Origin of the sequence: Paraburkholderia sacchari, assembly GCF_000785435.2 — a bacterium.
Classification (GTDB): domain Bacteria; phylum Pseudomonadota; class Gammaproteobacteria; order Burkholderiales; family Burkholderiaceae; genus Paraburkholderia; species Paraburkholderia sacchari.
The window spans coordinates 934,116-950,298 of record NZ_JTDB02000002.1 but is presented as its reverse complement, the minus strand read 5'-3'; the positions used below and the strand labels follow the sequence as shown (position 1 = coordinate 950,298).

Sequence of the window (16,183 nt, the reverse complement as noted above, 5' to 3'; positions counted from 1 at the left end):
CGACCTCAGGGTTGTCTGGTGAGGGACTGGAAACGGCGCCAGCGCATGTCAATTGCCGCGCCCATCAGAATAAGAACGACAGCCCAACCTGCAACGATTCCCCACTGCATGGCCGCGGGTAATGCCAAGGCCCAAATAGCAAGTATTATGCCGGCAAACATGACCAGATACCACGTCAGTGCCGTTGTCGCATGACCGGTCCCAAGGCGAACCATGCGTTGATAATAATGTTCGCGGTGCGCTTGCCAAAATTTTTCTCCGCGCAGGAGCCGCCGGATCAGCGTGATGGACGCGTCTCCAATAAACGGCGAGAACACCAGCGCCGGAAACCAGATCGGCCAAACGCCGCTACACCAGCCCCAGTAGCCAAGCGCGCCGGCCAGAAAGCCTGCGGGAATCGACCCTGCATCGCCAAGAAATATCTTGGCCGGGTGAAAATTGAAAAACAAAAACCCGCCCGCTGCACCCGCTACCGCAGCGCAGGACCAGCTTAGTTCGCGCATCGGCGCCGGCCCGAGCAGCGCGGCAATCGCGTACGCTCCGAAGCCGAATAGCGCCATACCGCCAGCGAGGCCGTCCGAGCCGTCCATGAAATTGTAGAGATTGACTAGCCACAACATCAAAAATGCCAGGCCTGCGAGGCACCACCAGGGCACTGGGGCCGGATAGACGACGATCAGCGCCAGCACAGCGACGAAATGCGCGGCAAATCGTACGCGCGCGGGCAGGCCGCGGCGATCGTCGATCTGCGACACCGCCGCCAGAAAAGCTGCACCCGCAGCAATCAGCCACAGCGATGGAGCCAAAAGCAGAATCGCCAGCACAACCACAGGCGTAATGCCCCAACCGCCTACGCGCGGCGTCGGACGCTCGTGAAGCGAACGCTCGTTTGGAACATCGGTGGCGAGGCGCCACGCGAGACCGGTTTTGAGCAGCACGCCGAGCACGGCCGCGCACAGCACGGCGCTAATCGCCGCAGTCATCGCGGCGCCTTGGGTTGTCGAAATCGGGGCCTGCAACATCGGATTCAGCGCTCTCCGTTAATTCAATGTGTGGAGCGATACCAGCGCGCCGTCGCGGCCAGTCCTTCGTCCAGGGTATAGGGGCCCGTCCATCCAAGCGTCTCGCGAATGCGCGAGTCGTCAACTCTCAGGCTTTGAGTCAGCCGGTCTATTTGCGCGGCGCGCCCCGTCAGAGCACCCGCCGCGCGTAACAGCGATAGCGGAACCGGCAGGAGCCGCGCTGGACGGCCCAGATGGTGGCCTAGCGCGCGCAGCAGTTCAGCCACCGATAGATCCTGATCATCGCGGACATAGAAGCGCGCGTTCGCCGCACGCGGGTCCGTCGCGCAGTGCATGAGCGCATCGGCGAGATTTTCGACGTAAACGAGGCTGCGCCGCGCGTCGACCGCCCCAAGCGGTAGCGGCAGGCGTCGCCACAGCGCATTCATCATCTGAAGGAAGTTCGCGCCGACCCCAGGACCGTATACAAGCGGCGGCCGGACGATCACGATTTCAAGGCCGCTCTGCTCGCCATATTGCCAGAGTGCTTCCTCCGCTTGCAGCTTCGAGACGCCATACGCGTCATCAGGGGCTGGCTGCATGGACTCGGCGAGCGGCAGCCCGCCGTCGAATTCGGCCGCTGCTTTCACGCTGCTCACGAATACCATACGCCGCGCGCCGCGTTCGCGGGCGGCGCGCGCCACCCGCAGCGCGCCTTCTACGTTAGTGGCGCGAAAAACCGCGAGCGGGTCAGCAGCCGTGTCGTTCATCACATGCACGCGTGCGGCGAGGTGTACAACACAGTCGGGTACGAGTTCGCGTGGCCATGCCTCGGCGAGGCCGGCGAAGTCCACCCCGTTATGGACCCATTCGTGCGCATCGCCAGCGGACGTGCCGGCACGCCGGACGAGCGCCGTTACGTCGTGACCATTGGCGGCCAGCGTGCGGCACACCGAACGGCCGACGAAACCATTCGCGCCTGTGACCAGAATGCGGTTCAAAACCATTTCCATCCGAAACGGTTGAAGAACTTGAAGGCTGACGCCACGAACATGCGGATGTGCGCCCACCCCTTGCGCGAAGCGCCTCCGCCGTGGTGGAGCACGCGCACCGTAGGGACATAGACGACGCGGGCCACAACGTGCGCGCGCAGGCTCAGATCATAGTCTTCGAAGTAGAGGAAATATCGAGGATCAAATCCCGCAAGCTGCTTCAGCACGCTCGTGCGAAACAACATGAAACAGCCACTCACGATTGGTGGGTCCCAGATCGTATCGCGCTCGTTGATCTGCGCGCGCATTTCGTAACGTGCCAAACGTGCAGCGAATAGACGCCGCACGGCCGGGGGCATGAACCCTCGCACGAACAAATCGATCAAGGCGGGGTATTGCCGGCACAGATATTGCGGCTGCCCAATGTCATCAACAATGGCGGGAGAAAGCAAACCCACCTCTCTATGTGCCCCCATGAACGCCAACGCTCTAACCAGCGCGTGGGGTTCAACATCAATATCCGGGTTCAAAATTAAATGGTAGCGGCTGGCAACTTGCTCAATGGCAAGATTATGGCCGCGGCCATATCCGACATTGCCATGTCCGCTGAGCACCGTCCATCTAACCCCCGATTTTGCAAGTTCCTCGAACGCCACGCTGATGTCGGGCAGGCCACCATTATCGATAAGGTATAGGTGGATCGGCAGCATGGCAGTTCTTCTGAGGCCAGCCGCAGCCGCCGCGAAACTTGTAAGCGTACGCAGAAGAAGCCGCGGATCAGGTCGATAGACGACGACGGATACTGTAAGTTCCTGCAAGTCTTCGCTCATTTGCGCTCGCATTGTCATTCGAAAACGCGACTAGCGCGCAACCACTTCAAGGCAAAAAATCGCCGAAACTTATAGTATTGCTGAGAACATCCACATTCGACAACCCGCTTTCTTTTTGCTACCGCCACCGCCCCTAAAGTGCACAAACGTTGAGCATCTCACAAATTTTTTTGTGTCTACTCGACTGCAATAGCTCGGCGAAACAAGATCAAGTTCAGCTGCTAAAGCGAATGCCGCAGCCGGGTTATCATCTCCAGCGTCATATTGGGCCGCGGAAAACCGCAGAACTGAATCCAGTCGGCGCTCAATTGGCATACCCGCAGTGTCTCGAAGCGATAGCGCTGCGCACATCGCTCCCGTGAGAATTCCGCACTCAACCATATCGTTCCAATACGGGCAGTATGCGGAGTGACGAACGTCTGGCGCAAACCGTGGCTGTACACCAAATGCGTGTAATCGGGGCCCGTGAAGATCCCGCCTGTTGTCGCTACTCCGCGTGAACGGTTTCGTCACCGCCTGAGCGTTCCGAACCGGCAGCTCAGCCCACGCCCCACCGCGGTTGCGGCCGCGCTAGCCTTAGCGTTGCGTGACGGACGTCGGTCGAGTCGTTCGCGTGCATAGCAGTCAATCAGTAGCGCCCGCCTCCACGGCCAGTTCAGACGCACCACTTTCGGCCGACTAACGTTCGTTCGGCGCAGCCGCAACCGACGGCTTGGTTTGAACGCGCGTGCAGAAACCAATTGGCCGCCTACGAATTGCCAGCCCATCAATTGGAAAACACGAGGCAACGTGTTCTTGTTGAGTCCAAGCGTATACGCCGCCGTCCGATATCCGAACGACGGCGACTACGCGATCAGTGCCTTAAACGGCTCGACAAATCGGACTGGGCCATCACCTAGCAACGCACGACCGTAACTTTGCGACGCGTGCGGCGGCACTCGAGGCCTGTTTCCGATACTGGGTTAGGCCAAACGGGGTTCTACAAGGATGATGTTGCATCATTTAAGTTTCGGTATCCAGCACATCGGCACCCTCCCTCATAGTAGAGAAAGTTCGATCCGAAATCGGGCCCGCATTATCCTCCCGCACAGCCTCGTACATCAGTACTACTTGCCGGCGCGAGGTTCCAACAATCGGAACTTCGTATTCGGTTAGCTCGAACCCCTCTCGCCACGCTGCTTCAACGACGCGCGAGGGCTGAGTTACCGAGAAAACGACCATGCCACCCGATTTGAGCATGGAAACGGCTTGCCTGATGATTTCAACAGGCTCAGGTTCCTGATCAATGGAATTGTTATAGATCAACGCGTCCAAATCGCGTATTTCGGCATTCGCCAAAACCGAAGGAATGTCTCCCGATGTGGAAAACCACGGCTGCGCGCGTAATATTGTGGTTAGCGCACTAGGCTGGCCGACCTCGTGGATCCGAAGATCAGACCGTCGGCGAGCCAATTCAGCTATCGAGCGTTCTCCGTCGCGAGCGAACATGTCGAGCACTGCTTGCCCCATCCCTGCAACGCTACCTGATGCCTGGCAACTACCGCATACAACACCGTTACCCGTACTCAGCGCCCGTGCCATTCGTATCCCGGCGTCGAAACCGCACACGCTGCACCGCTCGACACTGAACACGCGCCCGATCGCCTCGCGTGCCGCAGCACGTGAGAAACGATTCTGAATCAACATTGCACTTGCTCGGGAAAGCGCTTCACACCTCTGTGCGTCCCCCAGCAAACCTAAAACGCCAGCAGCCAATTCATCCGCTGTTTCCGCCACGATTGCGTGTCGCCCGGGTTCGATACCAATCCCCTCAGCACCGATCGGCGTAGTCACCACTGGAACCCCCAAACGAAGGGCATCTACAGTCTTGCCCTTCACGCCTGCGCCATAACGCAGTGCAGCGAGCAATACTCGCGCTCTGTCAAAGTACGGTTCGATCTTCGGCACCTGCCCTGTTACTATGACGCGCGGCCCTGCGAGCGCGAGGACTTCTGGCGGCGGGGCGTAGCCGACCAAGACGAGTTTGACGTCGGGACGTTCGCGCCAGACCTGAGGCATGATCTCGTTCGCAATAAACAACGCCGCATCCACGTTCGGCGTATGCGGAAATCCCCCGACAAAAACAACGTCGGACAACGAGGCGAAGTGTTTGGCGTCACGTGCATTGATATTCTCAGCCTCATAGAAGTACGGCGGAATCACACGAACCGCTGCATTGATTCCGAAGTCTTCAATGATGTGTGCCTCGTCCTCACTAGGCGAAACGACCGTATCCACGTCATGAAAAATCTTGCATTCGACATTGCGCATATTCTCCGCGGCAACCACCAGCGCAGCATCACCGCGCAACTCTGCCTCGCGAGCCATTCGAATATGATGCAAATCATGCGTGTAGTAGGCGATTCGTGCATTCGTATGCGCGCGCACCGCCGGAATCAGTTCCGGCGCAATCTCCGGACGAGCCAGGTAGACGTCTTGAACATGACGCCCGTTTTCAGCAAGCCAATCATTGACCGAGCGCGGTTGACGAATCAACTCAATCCCCTGTCGCTCCAATGCTTCAGCAGACGGACCGTCAGCAACGCCATTGATTGGCGCAAATACGACGCGCCATCCTGCCGTCGCAAGCAGTGAGAGATACGCCGCCAGCGTCACGTCTCCAGCATGTCGATCAGGTTGCGGAATCGCGCCGTCCACAACCAAAAGTACCGGGCCGCATCCCAGTGAGCCGCGCAATATAAACTCATCGTCTGCCGTTTGCGGCTGATGTTTCAGCACCGCGCCGAATCGCTCAGTAAACTTGGCATGGTTGACGCCGGATAGATAATCTCGACGCTCTGCCCCATACGATGCACTGCCAAGATGCACAACCTTGCTGCGCGGCTCGTAAATCGTCAGAAGGCCCCGCTCACGTGCACGGAAAGCGAAATCGAACTCTTCGTAGAATGCGGGTATGTAGTGCGGGTCAAGCCCGCAGAGATCATCAAAAACTCCTCTTGGCATTGCGAAACACGCACCTGTCACACAGTCCACAGTACGACGATACGTATAGGCACCATCACGCGCGTCGCGATTGCGTCCTATCGGATGCCCCCATCCATTTTGAAGCATAGTCCAGCCGGCATCCTGAATCGTCCCGTCAGCGTTGAGTAGCATGCCTCCCGCCAGTCCCGCGCGCGGAGTGTCCTCAAGCGCTTCAATCAGCGAACTAAGCCAACCGGGCGACACAATCGTGTCACTGTTCAAGAAACAAAGGTAGCGTCCACGTGCTACCGATGCCCCGTGATTACAGGTAAGCAGGAATCCAAGATTCTGCGTATTCGCGAGTTTAATGAGCCCCCCGCTGTACGGGATAGCCCAGAGAACGGGCTCGTCCGGACAGTCATCAACCACAATTACTTCAAACGAAGGTTCAGTGTCACGATGCGCCGCCAACGATCGAAGACAGGTCAGCAGATCATTAAGCCCCTTATAAGCGGGGATAATCACCGATACTTCAGGTGCGACGACTGGCGGAAAGTAAATAGCCGCTTCGCCGTGCCATGCAAGAAACGCACTTCTAAGGTCGCGAGTCGCGACAGCAGGTGTCACTTCGTGAACCAGTTCCTCCACGTGAGCATCCTGTACTGCAGTTTCCGTATTCTTGTCTTCGTTATGATGAGCCGAGGGTACTTCATTCACAACGAAACACTCTTCATCTGAAGGTGAGGTGTTATCCAGCGCCCCCTGGTTTTGGGCGACAACGTGTTCTACCTGTGCAATCAGGGTCTGGTGACGGCGCCAAGCCACATACCTGTATCCAATCTGCAATGTGGCGGTCCACCATGTCGCCTTGATTGCTTTGCGGACCACGCGGGCAAGCGACGGATGACGAACGCCGATCGAACGAAACGGTGCGAGGAGACGCCAGCTAGTACTCAGCAGTATGGTGTCGCGCTGGAAACGGACGTCGTTGGCCTCACGTAGCGCATCTATTCTTGCCGTTTCGGTCACAGCTAACCGTTGTCGTTCATGCTCTAACAGTTGTCGTTCATGCTCCAGCAGCTGCAAGCTGTTCGCCGCCTCTGCACACCACATATCCCTATCGCGTACGACTTCACCGGCTCGCTCATCTGCCTGGACTCGCGCTTGATTCGAAGACGCCAGTTCGCTCTTCAGGGCCGCCAGCGACCTCGTGAGCCTCGATACTTCACTTTGGATTGTTTCGCTCTCGCGGCGCTGTTGCTGCAACTTTTGCCGGGCGCCGTCCAATTCACGCGTGCATGCATTCAGCTCTGCTCGCGCTTCCTGACGCGCGCACTCCAATTGCTCCCTCGACGCAACGAGTTCCGCACGCACAGCCGCAAGCGCATTTTGAAGCTGAGCGATTTCGCTCTCAGCATACTCTCGGTCATTCTGCAACTGGATATTGCGTTGTTCAAACCGAGCCACTTGTTCCGTGCGAATTGCCTGTAGGCGCGCAGAGATATTCCGCGGCATGCGACCTTCAAAGGCCGCCTGCCCGTGCCGCCCGACGTCAATCTCAATTACCTTGATCATGGCCTCCGGGCGCACCGGGAATGGCGCCACCAGAAGCAGTGGCCATAACACCGGAATGGTGAGGTTGGGCTCGATAGCTTGCGCGTAGTGCTCGCGGGCATCCTTCAGCGAAGCCATGAACTCACACGGAATCGAAACGGATTGTGCGAAGTCTCTCCACTTGAAAGGCAAGTCGATTGCACCGCTGTCCCAAAATGCAAAGGGACGCCCGTATGCAACTGCGGCAATCGCGCCGTGCAAAGCGCCGCACAAAACAAAATCAGCGTGCGCCACGCTATCAACGAATTCGCGGATGCTCTCAAAATCGTTGCCGATATTTGGCCGAACGACTACATCGCATCCGGACATCCGAAGCAGTTCATTGTCACTGCGCGTGTCCAGGAAGTGTGGCACAAGGATGGATTGACGTTCGCCCTGACGAAGGTCCGATGGGTGAATTAATGCGGGAAGAAGCAGTCCTGGATCGCCGATTGGAGTGGATGCGCCAAGGCGTAGCGCTGAACGCGTTAGCGGTCCTCGTACAGCAAGGATCTCGGCGCTTTCGAAGCATCGTTCGCTGAGGCTGCTCTCATGGCGAAGTCCGCATCCCCAAAAGACCGTTTTCGATGCTATGCCCTCTTTTTGCGCCCCGGGGGCGGGGGCTCCAAGCAGGCCGTCGTCAATGCAACTTCCAATCAACCTGATCTGGCAAGCATCCAGCCTTGTATCGTAAAACAGCTTATCCATGAACAATTCAGACAGGAAGTCTCCAAAATTCTGAACTGACTTTCCCCGAAGCCAATATTCGACGTTCTTTGCCATTCTAAATCTTGCCAAATTAAAAGATTGAAGGGGAAGCCAGCGATGGAACCCGCCCTCTTCGTGCCTGAATCCGCGTGCGAGTGAGATTATATGCAACAAATTGTTTCAGCGGTAAGATTCCCTGGCGGGCACGGACATGGTCAGTGAAAAGCGAGTTTGAAATCACGCATAGGAGGCCGGAAAGCACTCGAGTTCAGTGACGCGCAGTTCTATGCAAGGTACGGGCGCGAACTTGCTGACCTAGTTTGCGTCCTCGTGGGCCGCTTGGCCTTGGGTGGATTCACGCTGGACGCGTCTCGCTGGCGATCGCATAGATTTCCTCAGCGCGTTTCGCGCGGAGGCAAGATCTGGTGGCGCCGGCGCGGTAAGTGGCAAGTCCAGGACTACGCGCTCAAGCAATTCCATTTGGGTTGATATGAACACCGCATCGGGCGGCGCTTGCGGCATAGACCGGCTGAGCGATTTAACCAAATCGTTGATCGACCGGTTGAATCCACCGAGCACAATGGTTCCTGCACCGTGCCAAAACGCTTGCACAATCTCGCATCCAGAAATTCGCTTGCCTCGATCTCCCTCCCGAACCGAGCACGCTCTTCCGCCGGCCGCTTCCCCGCCCTCTCTCTCGCGCCAATCGTGACGTACGCCAAGTTACCAGGTTTCGTGGCAGAGAAGTGGGTAGTTGCAAGACGCTAGACTCGCTTACGATCTTGACGTTGAGGTCGCGCCTTACCGATCGGTGACGACGAGTGTCCCAACTGCCGTTCGGCGCCCAGACGACTCGACGATACTCACCTGGTAGTCGCCCGCATTATCAAGAATGATGTTTGGAACAGATGTGGTGATGACGTCGGGATACACCATAGCCGGCGCGACCGCTCGATACTCACCGAACTCGACCCAAGTTTCGCCGAAGCCGGTGACGTTCTGTGCCTGAATCCAAATCGCTGATTCGCCGCTCGGCTGAATGTTCACCCCTTCGCCAACACGCGCTTCCTGCGGCCCCCAGTTTCCTAGTACGACTGGCAATGCAGGCTTACGCACCCAGATCACGGACTCGAAGCCATAGAGCGCCCAAGTCGCGCCGGGTATAACCTGCCTACGAAGCATGCTCACCGGCTCGAAAAGCAACCCGCGAATCCAGAGCGGGCACGGCCGGTAGCGTTTAGCCTTGAATTCAAATTCACATCCGCGCGCTGATAACGCTTCGAGCGTGCTGCGCCAAGAGGGTACGCGCTGGTGTGTGCGATCGTCGAAGAAGTTCAGGCATCCGGCTCGCTTGGGGAAGTGGACGCTCTCTTCACAAGGGAACGCGAGGTAGAGACGGCCTCCGGGCCGAAGCGCGCTAACCATGGCGTCAATCACGCGCTCGGGTTCATCGCAGTGCTCGAGATTGTGGGTGCTCACGACCGCGTCCATCTGCCCGGCATAGCTCTCCAGCGTCGCGGCGAACTCCTTCGGCGGGCAGACGACATACTCGTCGGCGTGCTCGCTTGGATCACCCGGCTGATTGCAGTCGTCTACATCAACGCCCACATAGTAAATGTCAGGCCGCATCGATCGGAAAAATGCCGGTGAACCATTGCCGCAGCCGACGTCGAGAACACGGCCTGAACGTGGAAGGGCACGGATGAATGAGCCTTTTCCGTGAATTGGTTCCGCATCGAACAATTGCGTCTCCAAATGTTGTGAGGTGCAGGTGTAATACGAGGAAACGGGCGCTACTGCGCCGGCTTTTCGTATCGTCGTCCTACCGCCCTCCGAATAGAAGGTTCTCAACATCAATTCTATAAACGAGGTGCACGCAACTCTTCCTAGCAAATGAGACGCATGCGGACCGATTCCTTGCGCCACCGCGCACAACGATGTAGGGGCCGCATCGCGCATCATACGGGCTGCATCGGTGGAGTCATTACACCGCCCGCTGCGGCAACGTAGCGGCCAATAGCCTGTAAATCAGCCACGCGCATTGCTCCTTACGAGCGTGCGCCAGGGCCGCATACGCCCTCATACCGCATGCCACTTGCTGCGTTCCTGCGGCTTTGAGCTCCCGGGTCGCTCAAACAGGGGCGCTCCCATTCCAATCCGACTTCGTCCCGTTGATGCGTTGCTCCCCACCACTTCATGTTCCCTTCGGTAGGTCATATTTGAGTTTGGTTCCTTGCGGCCACCCCAGCAATCGGTTCCGTTTACGCGCGCGATAACTGTATAGAAGAAACTAATTCTAGTGGCGACTATGTTCGCCGCGAATTGTGCGACGAATAGAATCGTATTCACAGCATGTAGGCGCCCTCTATACGTGCAAGCGTACCGACATGGCCTTTCATGGACTTTTCGCAGATCAAAGCCTTCACTTTGTAATTCAAACCACTGCAACCTAACAAGGCACCAAAAGGACTCGCCTTCAACAATTGCCTCAGATATACTCATCTATTACCAAATATTTCACATTTTTTCTTACAAAAAATATAATAACTTGGGAGTGGATGGGTCATGAAAGAAATATTTCAGAAGGCATTTAGTAAGTTTGCCTCTTCGATTCATCACAAGACAACGCTTCGAGAGTTGCACCGCGAAAACACGGAATTCTGCGAACGCATACGTGATCTCGAGGCACGCAGTGCGGAAGTGACGCCTTCACAGGTTGAGTTGGATGAGTCTCTCGCCCGCCACGCATATTCACAAGGGGGCCAGAGTGACGGTGCGCCTAATTTTTACGACCTCAATGTTAAGGATCGCGAAAGAATTGTCAGCACTGCGATAGATTCGCGTCAGACATTAATTTCGCGCTGGGAAGCGCTTGCCTCAGAAAGGACAGAGGGGTGGGAGACCCGAGCGCAGCAAGCTGCGAGCATGCTTGGCGCCGTATCGTCGGTGGCCGATGTGGGTTGCGGAATGATGACGTTAGAGAAATACCTGTCCCGAAATATTCTCTACATTCCCTTAGATGTTGTCAGGCGCGATGTACGGACCGTAGTTATTGATTTGAACAAAGACGAGTTGCCTGATCTTGGAGCCGAATGCGTTGTAGGGCTTGGGCTGCTTGAGTATCTGTTCGATGTTCCTTCCGTTCTCCGACGAATTGCGTGTGTCTATCGAGTGGCAGTCTTGTCGTATAATCCTTTGGACCGCCTATCAAATATGAGCGAGCGGACCGGACACGCGTGGGTTAATCACTACGCCGAAGCTGAGCTCGAATCATTGTTCCACTCGTGCGGTCTTCAGATCGAAGAACGTGTCCGTCACGAAACTACTCAAACGATCTGGCGTTTGAGTAGTAACAAATTTTCTGGCTAGCGAGTCATTGCTGGGCCACGGGGAGTGCAACACAATTCTGACTCGGTGCTGCTCGACCAGACTTCAAGCGGCACTTTGTCTTATGTCAGCTTTTTGCCAGCATTACCCGTTAAGTCCTTGGCAGACAAAAAAAGGCAGATTCCAGTTCCGCCATGAGCGCCACGATTTATTGTAAGCGCTCAGTAGTCAACGTGGCTTCCAAGAGGTGACCGGTGTGCGTCAGTGTGTCGAGATGGCGACCCACTACGGCAACCCGATCTCATAGTCGTCGGCACTGTGTGCGAGCGAGAGTGCCTTGAACAACGCGACGAGATAGCCGTACGGTTCGGACGTTATTTGCTTTACACATTTTGATCAGCGAATACCGGTTGGCTACGTCATTCGCGCCTGCGACTGTGTCATAGAAGAGCCAGCTTTTTGCGCCCGACCGTGAACTACCTGATCGCGTTCTCGCACGCATTGGTCGATATCGGCCCGCCATTATCGACGTAGCGAATGAGCAACGGCCACTGGCCCTGCAAGTCGGGCAGCGCGTTGTCGAAGATGCAGTGCACTGACAAGTCTGGCCCACGAGCAAATTCTCGCAGTTCCGGGTATGCATTGTCGTTCGCACTCGCCGTATGCCTCATTAAAGCAGTGCGAGAGAACTCATCATATTGGATAGCGAGATATTTTCGAGAAATATGTGAAAAAAATCCTCCAGTTCCTGTAGCACAGGAAGCACACTTGGAGCATCACTTGGGGAGACCCTCTCTGATCCAGGCTGGATGCTCGATGAAACGTTTGAGCATAACGGAATCGCCATCTGTTTCGAACGAAGCATGCGACAAAAAAGCTTCACACGCCTTATTTTTCCCGGTGCTGACGAATAGTACCGACAACGGTTCGCCGGAAGTCATCAATTGCACCTTATGCACAAGTGCATTTTCCACACCTAGTCCGAACACGCGACATGACATGACCATCTGGATCAACTCGCGCCCCTTGACAGCTGCGACAGCGACAAGACCGTTGTCCGAGAACTTGTCTGCCACGGATGCAGCGATCAACTCCCCACCTTGCGACAAGTGTGTCTCGAAGTCCGCCTGGCTCCATCGCCTCCCTGTCGTGTTGAACTGATTGGTCTTGTTAATGAGTTCCGAGGCTCGCGCGAATTTAGCGTGATCGATGCTTCCAATCTCATCAAAGCGAACGGTCAGTTCCAGCGACCGCAAGTAGCTGTCACGGTCCATCTGCTCAGCCAGTTCATCACGTTGCTGCTTCGCTTGAATCATCTCGGTCCGGGTGGCCGATTCGGCCGAGATCCGCGCCACCTGGGTATGCGGCGAATATAAAATGACATTGCGCCACATACGGGGCTCGCCAGTAAGCGCACGGACACCTGGCAAAGCGCGCGTAACTTCCTCAATCTCTCGCGGGTTGTCGTCGATAAACAGGATGTTGCCAGGAAGCAGATTTGTTTCCTGCATGATTTCCTGAATCGCTTTCGACTTGGGCTCCCAATTTATCTTGACCGAACAGAAGTCCTCGATTTTCAGGCGCGTACCCCAGACTTTCCCGAATCGATCGATTGTCGGTTCATGATCGTTCTTACTGGATATCGCCAAAAGGCCGCCGCGGCGCTTGAATTCCAAGAGCGCCTCGGCATAGCCTAGCGGCCAGCCCTCGTAGTGCTCATGGGGGACGATCTCGTCCATTTCCGCAAGGATGCCAGTCCAAAGCGTGTTGTCAAGATCGGTCACAATCAGCTTGATCGGAGCTTCAGCACGCAAGATTGACATCGCATGCACGACGCGTTTCATGATTGAGTAATAAATCTGATCGGCCTCACGCGAATCAGGGACACCAGCATGCGTAAAGTGGACTTGATACGCATCCGACACAACCGAGTCACCGTGGTAACGGACAAGATCATTGACTTCGATGTAGTGCGCGTTCGGTAGCTCTTCGAGCATTGTTGCCAGATCGTCGTTCAATGTACGCACGAAATGGTGCAGCGATTTGCGCCGATTGTTGAGCAACACACCCTGATATGCCGCTGGCGGCTCGATAAACGAAAAGTAGAAAACAGGTGCGGCAGAACCGACAGCAGCGTTGATGTTACCGATCATGCGCTGGATCTGAGCTTTTATTACAGCCAGCGCGCTCGCATATTCCCCATCGGTCATGTGGCTGGTATGGAAAAGGTCAGGACGTCCGCTTACTGACCAGCTTAATTGCCGCAACGTCAGATGAACGACTACAGCATCGTATTGGCTCCAGTCTGCCTGCGGAACAGAATCTTCAGCGCGCGACTGCATGAGATAGTGGTCTGCCTTGTGGCCCCCCTTGACTGCAGCGTTGACGAACCCTTCTGCCAAACAAGTCCCGAGAACGGCTACACTCAATTTCGACGCTGGTCCCCTATAAAGTTCGTCTGGAAGCAAGTGAACCTGACCTTGCGCCTCCTTGCTTTCCTTCACGGGGTCGGACTCGAGTGCCCCTATAACGTCAAATGATTCGGCCAAGGACAAATCTCGCGACGAATCCTGTACGCCAATATTGTCTTTGCGCTTCGAAAAGAGGTTGCGCAGCATGCGTTGGTCTCCAATAGCAGTAGCGGCATTATCGCAGAAGTCCGAACGACTGCCCAAAGCTGCGCGTATGGCGCATATACCCCCGAATACACCTCCCATCGGACGGTTTCTGCCCGGTCATGACGGCAACGGCGTGGATTTGAGTGGTAAGGATTGCCAGCAAAGGCTAGCGCAAATTGAACCCCTGTGTCGCACGGGCATGATTGCGCCCTAGATCAGAAATCGCCACGCAACAGCGAGGCGACAGAAAAACCGCACGTGGCCGTGACGCCCTCGGTCCATGCCGGAACGAATGAAAGCTGCGCCTTCGGCGACCTTCGTGTTTTGGGCGATCGCCTCGTCTTGCTTGTCGGAACGACTGACTACTGCTCGCCGGAATTCGGGTTCACGCAAATCCATCATTTCGTCCGCTTCCATGCATTCTCGGAAGTGAAAAAGCCACCACTAGCGGTAGCTGTGGCTTACATCGCCCGCTTAGGGCAGTAACTCAATGAGGTAATTGCCTGACTGCTTGCCCTCTCGCGCTCAACTCGGCACCATCAGGACGAACCAGGGTCACGCAGTCATCGCGCCTATTGTCAAAAACTCATCAATCGGACGAATTTGAGACAGAAACAAAAAAGCCACCTCATACGCAAAGGCGGCTTATTTTTTTGTCGCTAACTCTATACATGGCTAGCCGTCGTTCAGGGCAGCTTGAGCATTAGCGAGCAAATGCTCTATTACATTATCATGGTTTGCCGCGGTTGCGACCAAATAATGCGGAATCATACGATCGGTGTAAGGACGATAAAAATCAGATCGCAAAAACGGGCGGCCAAAAAGATCGTGAAGACGGTACCCAACCTGCTCGAATAGGCCAAAATATTCATCTTCGGTATAGCCCGCAGCAATGGCCGAATCCGCCCTACCGCACTCCAAGGCAATTATTGGCCTATGTTTGATGAGTAACTGCATCCCGCCGCGAAGCGCGTGGTATTCACCGCTTTCTAAGTCAAGCTTGATGAAGCGAATTGGCTCTTCGAGCAGCAAATCCAATCTGAAGCGCGGTACGGTGACGATCTCCACAGGCTTGTCCGTACCCTTGAATCGGCGCGCAATGCCAGAAAGCCATGGCTCGTCCGTCATAACGTGAAATGACGTATCACCATCACGATCGGAAAGGGCCTGCCTGAATACTCGGACTTGGGGCATATCTTCCGCTGCCTTCTCAATGCAGTCGGCCAAGCTCCCAATTGGCTCGAACGAAAATACCCTCCCGCCCGTTCCGACTCTCCTGGCCATGGGAAGTGTGTGCATTCCGATATGAGCGCCGCCGTCAATGGCCCGGTCTCCTTGGCCTAGAACTGACGAATAGCATTGCTCGATCAAAGTCTCAAAAACGCCGTTTTTTTCTTGTAAATCAAAAAGTTGCGCCGCCTGCCATTCATTTAACATTGTATGGTCGCCTTCCTTTCGAAACGAGGCCAGCATATCACGGCATTATGGCAGTCGATATATCGATATCCATTTGACAACAGCAGGAGAGGTTGCAAGCGCAAGTGAGGAGCCAATCGTTTGATACGCTTTGAGCGACAGCGTTTGTCCAACGGTCAGATTGACGATGCAACTCCCCAGCATGGACGATGCTAGATGACGCGACGGTCGACGTCACAAACTGGACGCCACCGGAGATTGCGTAGTATCCAGTGGCTGGCACGGTATAATCGCCGGCGCTCCCATTGAAATTCGCGCTCAACCGGTCATAGACTTTCGCCCAGCCGGTGATGATTGTGCCGCTACCGGCTGGAATCCCTGCCCCGATATGTTCTGGTAGAACAGTGCACCGTTACCGTTTGCCACCAATGGATGCCGGCGGACCAATCAGCGATCCGTTTGCCCAGATGTTATTCCCAACGCCCAGCCGCCAAGCGTGACGATGGCGCCTGTTGCAGTACTGATTGAACTCGTGCTAGCCGCGACGTTTAAGCCGTCCGGCACCGCGACGATGCGCGTAGCCCAGGAAATCTGGACGGCCAATCGACGAGCGCGCCCGAATCGTTATCGTGGTTCAGATTGAAATCGCTACCCGCATTGCTGCCCGATTCGGCGGTCGAGTTCGCCCCCCCGTAATGTTCCAGCGATAGGACGTCCCCGTCTGAAACGTCATC

At 56.0% G+C, this 16,183-nt stretch carries 9 protein-coding genes and 1 pseudogene; 1 reads left to right on the top strand and 9 read right to left on the bottom strand.

Annotation, left to right across the window (positions count from 1 at the left end):
* Positions 1 to 5: 5 nt before the first annotated feature.
* The 5 genes from NH14_RS10940 to NH14_RS10920 all read right to left on the bottom strand — a co-directional run bounded on the left by NH14_RS10940 (position 6) and on the right by NH14_RS10920 (position 9,831).
* The gene (locus tag NH14_RS10940) at positions 6 to 983 is read right to left on the bottom strand and encodes an MraY family glycosyltransferase (RefSeq protein ID WP_237179616.1); all 978 of its coding nucleotides are present in this window, start codon (positions 981 to 983) and stop codon (positions 6 to 8) included.
* A gap of 62 nt (positions 984 to 1,045) precedes the next feature.
* Positions 1,046 to 2,002: an NAD-dependent epimerase/dehydratase family protein gene (locus NH14_RS10935; protein ID WP_035526500.1), complete on the bottom strand. Its 957-nt coding sequence runs from the start codon at positions 2,000 to 2,002 to the stop codon at positions 1,046 to 1,048.
* Positions 1,999 to 2,841 carry a glycosyltransferase family 2 protein gene (locus NH14_RS10930; protein WP_035526502.1) on the bottom strand — a complete coding sequence of 281 codons (843 nt, stop codon included), beginning with the start codon at positions 2,839 to 2,841 and terminating at the stop codon, positions 1,999 to 2,001. Before NH14_RS10930 ends, NH14_RS10935 begins: the two co-directional genes overlap by 4 nt.
* A 984-nt stretch (positions 2,842 to 3,825) precedes the next feature.
* Complete coding sequence (locus NH14_RS10925) at positions 3,826 to 8,163, bottom strand: glycosyltransferase (protein WP_084225412.1); 4,338 nt, start codon at positions 8,161 to 8,163, stop codon at positions 3,826 to 3,828.
* A gap of 726 nt (positions 8,164 to 8,889) precedes the next feature.
* Positions 8,890 to 9,831, bottom strand: a complete 942-nt coding sequence (locus NH14_RS10920) for a class I SAM-dependent methyltransferase (protein ID WP_161790843.1) — start codon at positions 9,829 to 9,831, stop codon at positions 8,890 to 8,892.
* Positions 9,832 to 10,653: 822 nt separating this feature from the next.
* Here NH14_RS10920 and NH14_RS10915 point away from each other — a divergent pair.
* Positions 10,654 to 11,457: a hypothetical protein gene (locus tag NH14_RS10915; protein WP_152617142.1), complete on the top strand. Its 804-nt coding sequence runs from the start codon at positions 10,654 to 10,656 to the stop codon at positions 11,455 to 11,457.
* A gap of 243 nt (positions 11,458 to 11,700) precedes the next feature.
* Here NH14_RS10915 and NH14_RS33460 read toward each other — a convergent pair.
* The 4 genes and pseudogenes from NH14_RS33460 to NH14_RS10900 all read right to left on the bottom strand — a co-directional run.
* Positions 11,701 to 11,990 (bottom strand): annotated as a pseudogene (locus NH14_RS33460) (IS66 family transposase); the annotation flags it as partial.
* Positions 11,991 to 12,191: 201 nt separating this feature from the next.
* Positions 12,192 to 14,033: an HAD-IIIC family phosphatase gene (locus NH14_RS10910; RefSeq protein WP_052148050.1), complete on the bottom strand. Its 1,842-nt coding sequence runs from the start codon at positions 14,031 to 14,033 to the stop codon at positions 12,192 to 12,194.
* Positions 14,034 to 14,243: 210 nt separating this feature from the next.
* On the bottom strand, positions 14,244 to 14,450 hold the full coding sequence (locus NH14_RS10905) for a hypothetical protein (protein ID WP_152617143.1): 207 nt from the start codon (positions 14,448 to 14,450) through the stop codon (positions 14,244 to 14,246).
* 258 nt (positions 14,451 to 14,708) lie between these two features.
* Positions 14,709 to 15,470 (bottom strand): FkbM family methyltransferase, encoded by a 762-nt coding sequence (locus NH14_RS10900; protein WP_035526524.1) that lies wholly within the window; start codon positions 15,468 to 15,470, stop codon positions 14,709 to 14,711.
* Positions 15,471 to 16,183: the final 713 nt, after the last annotated feature.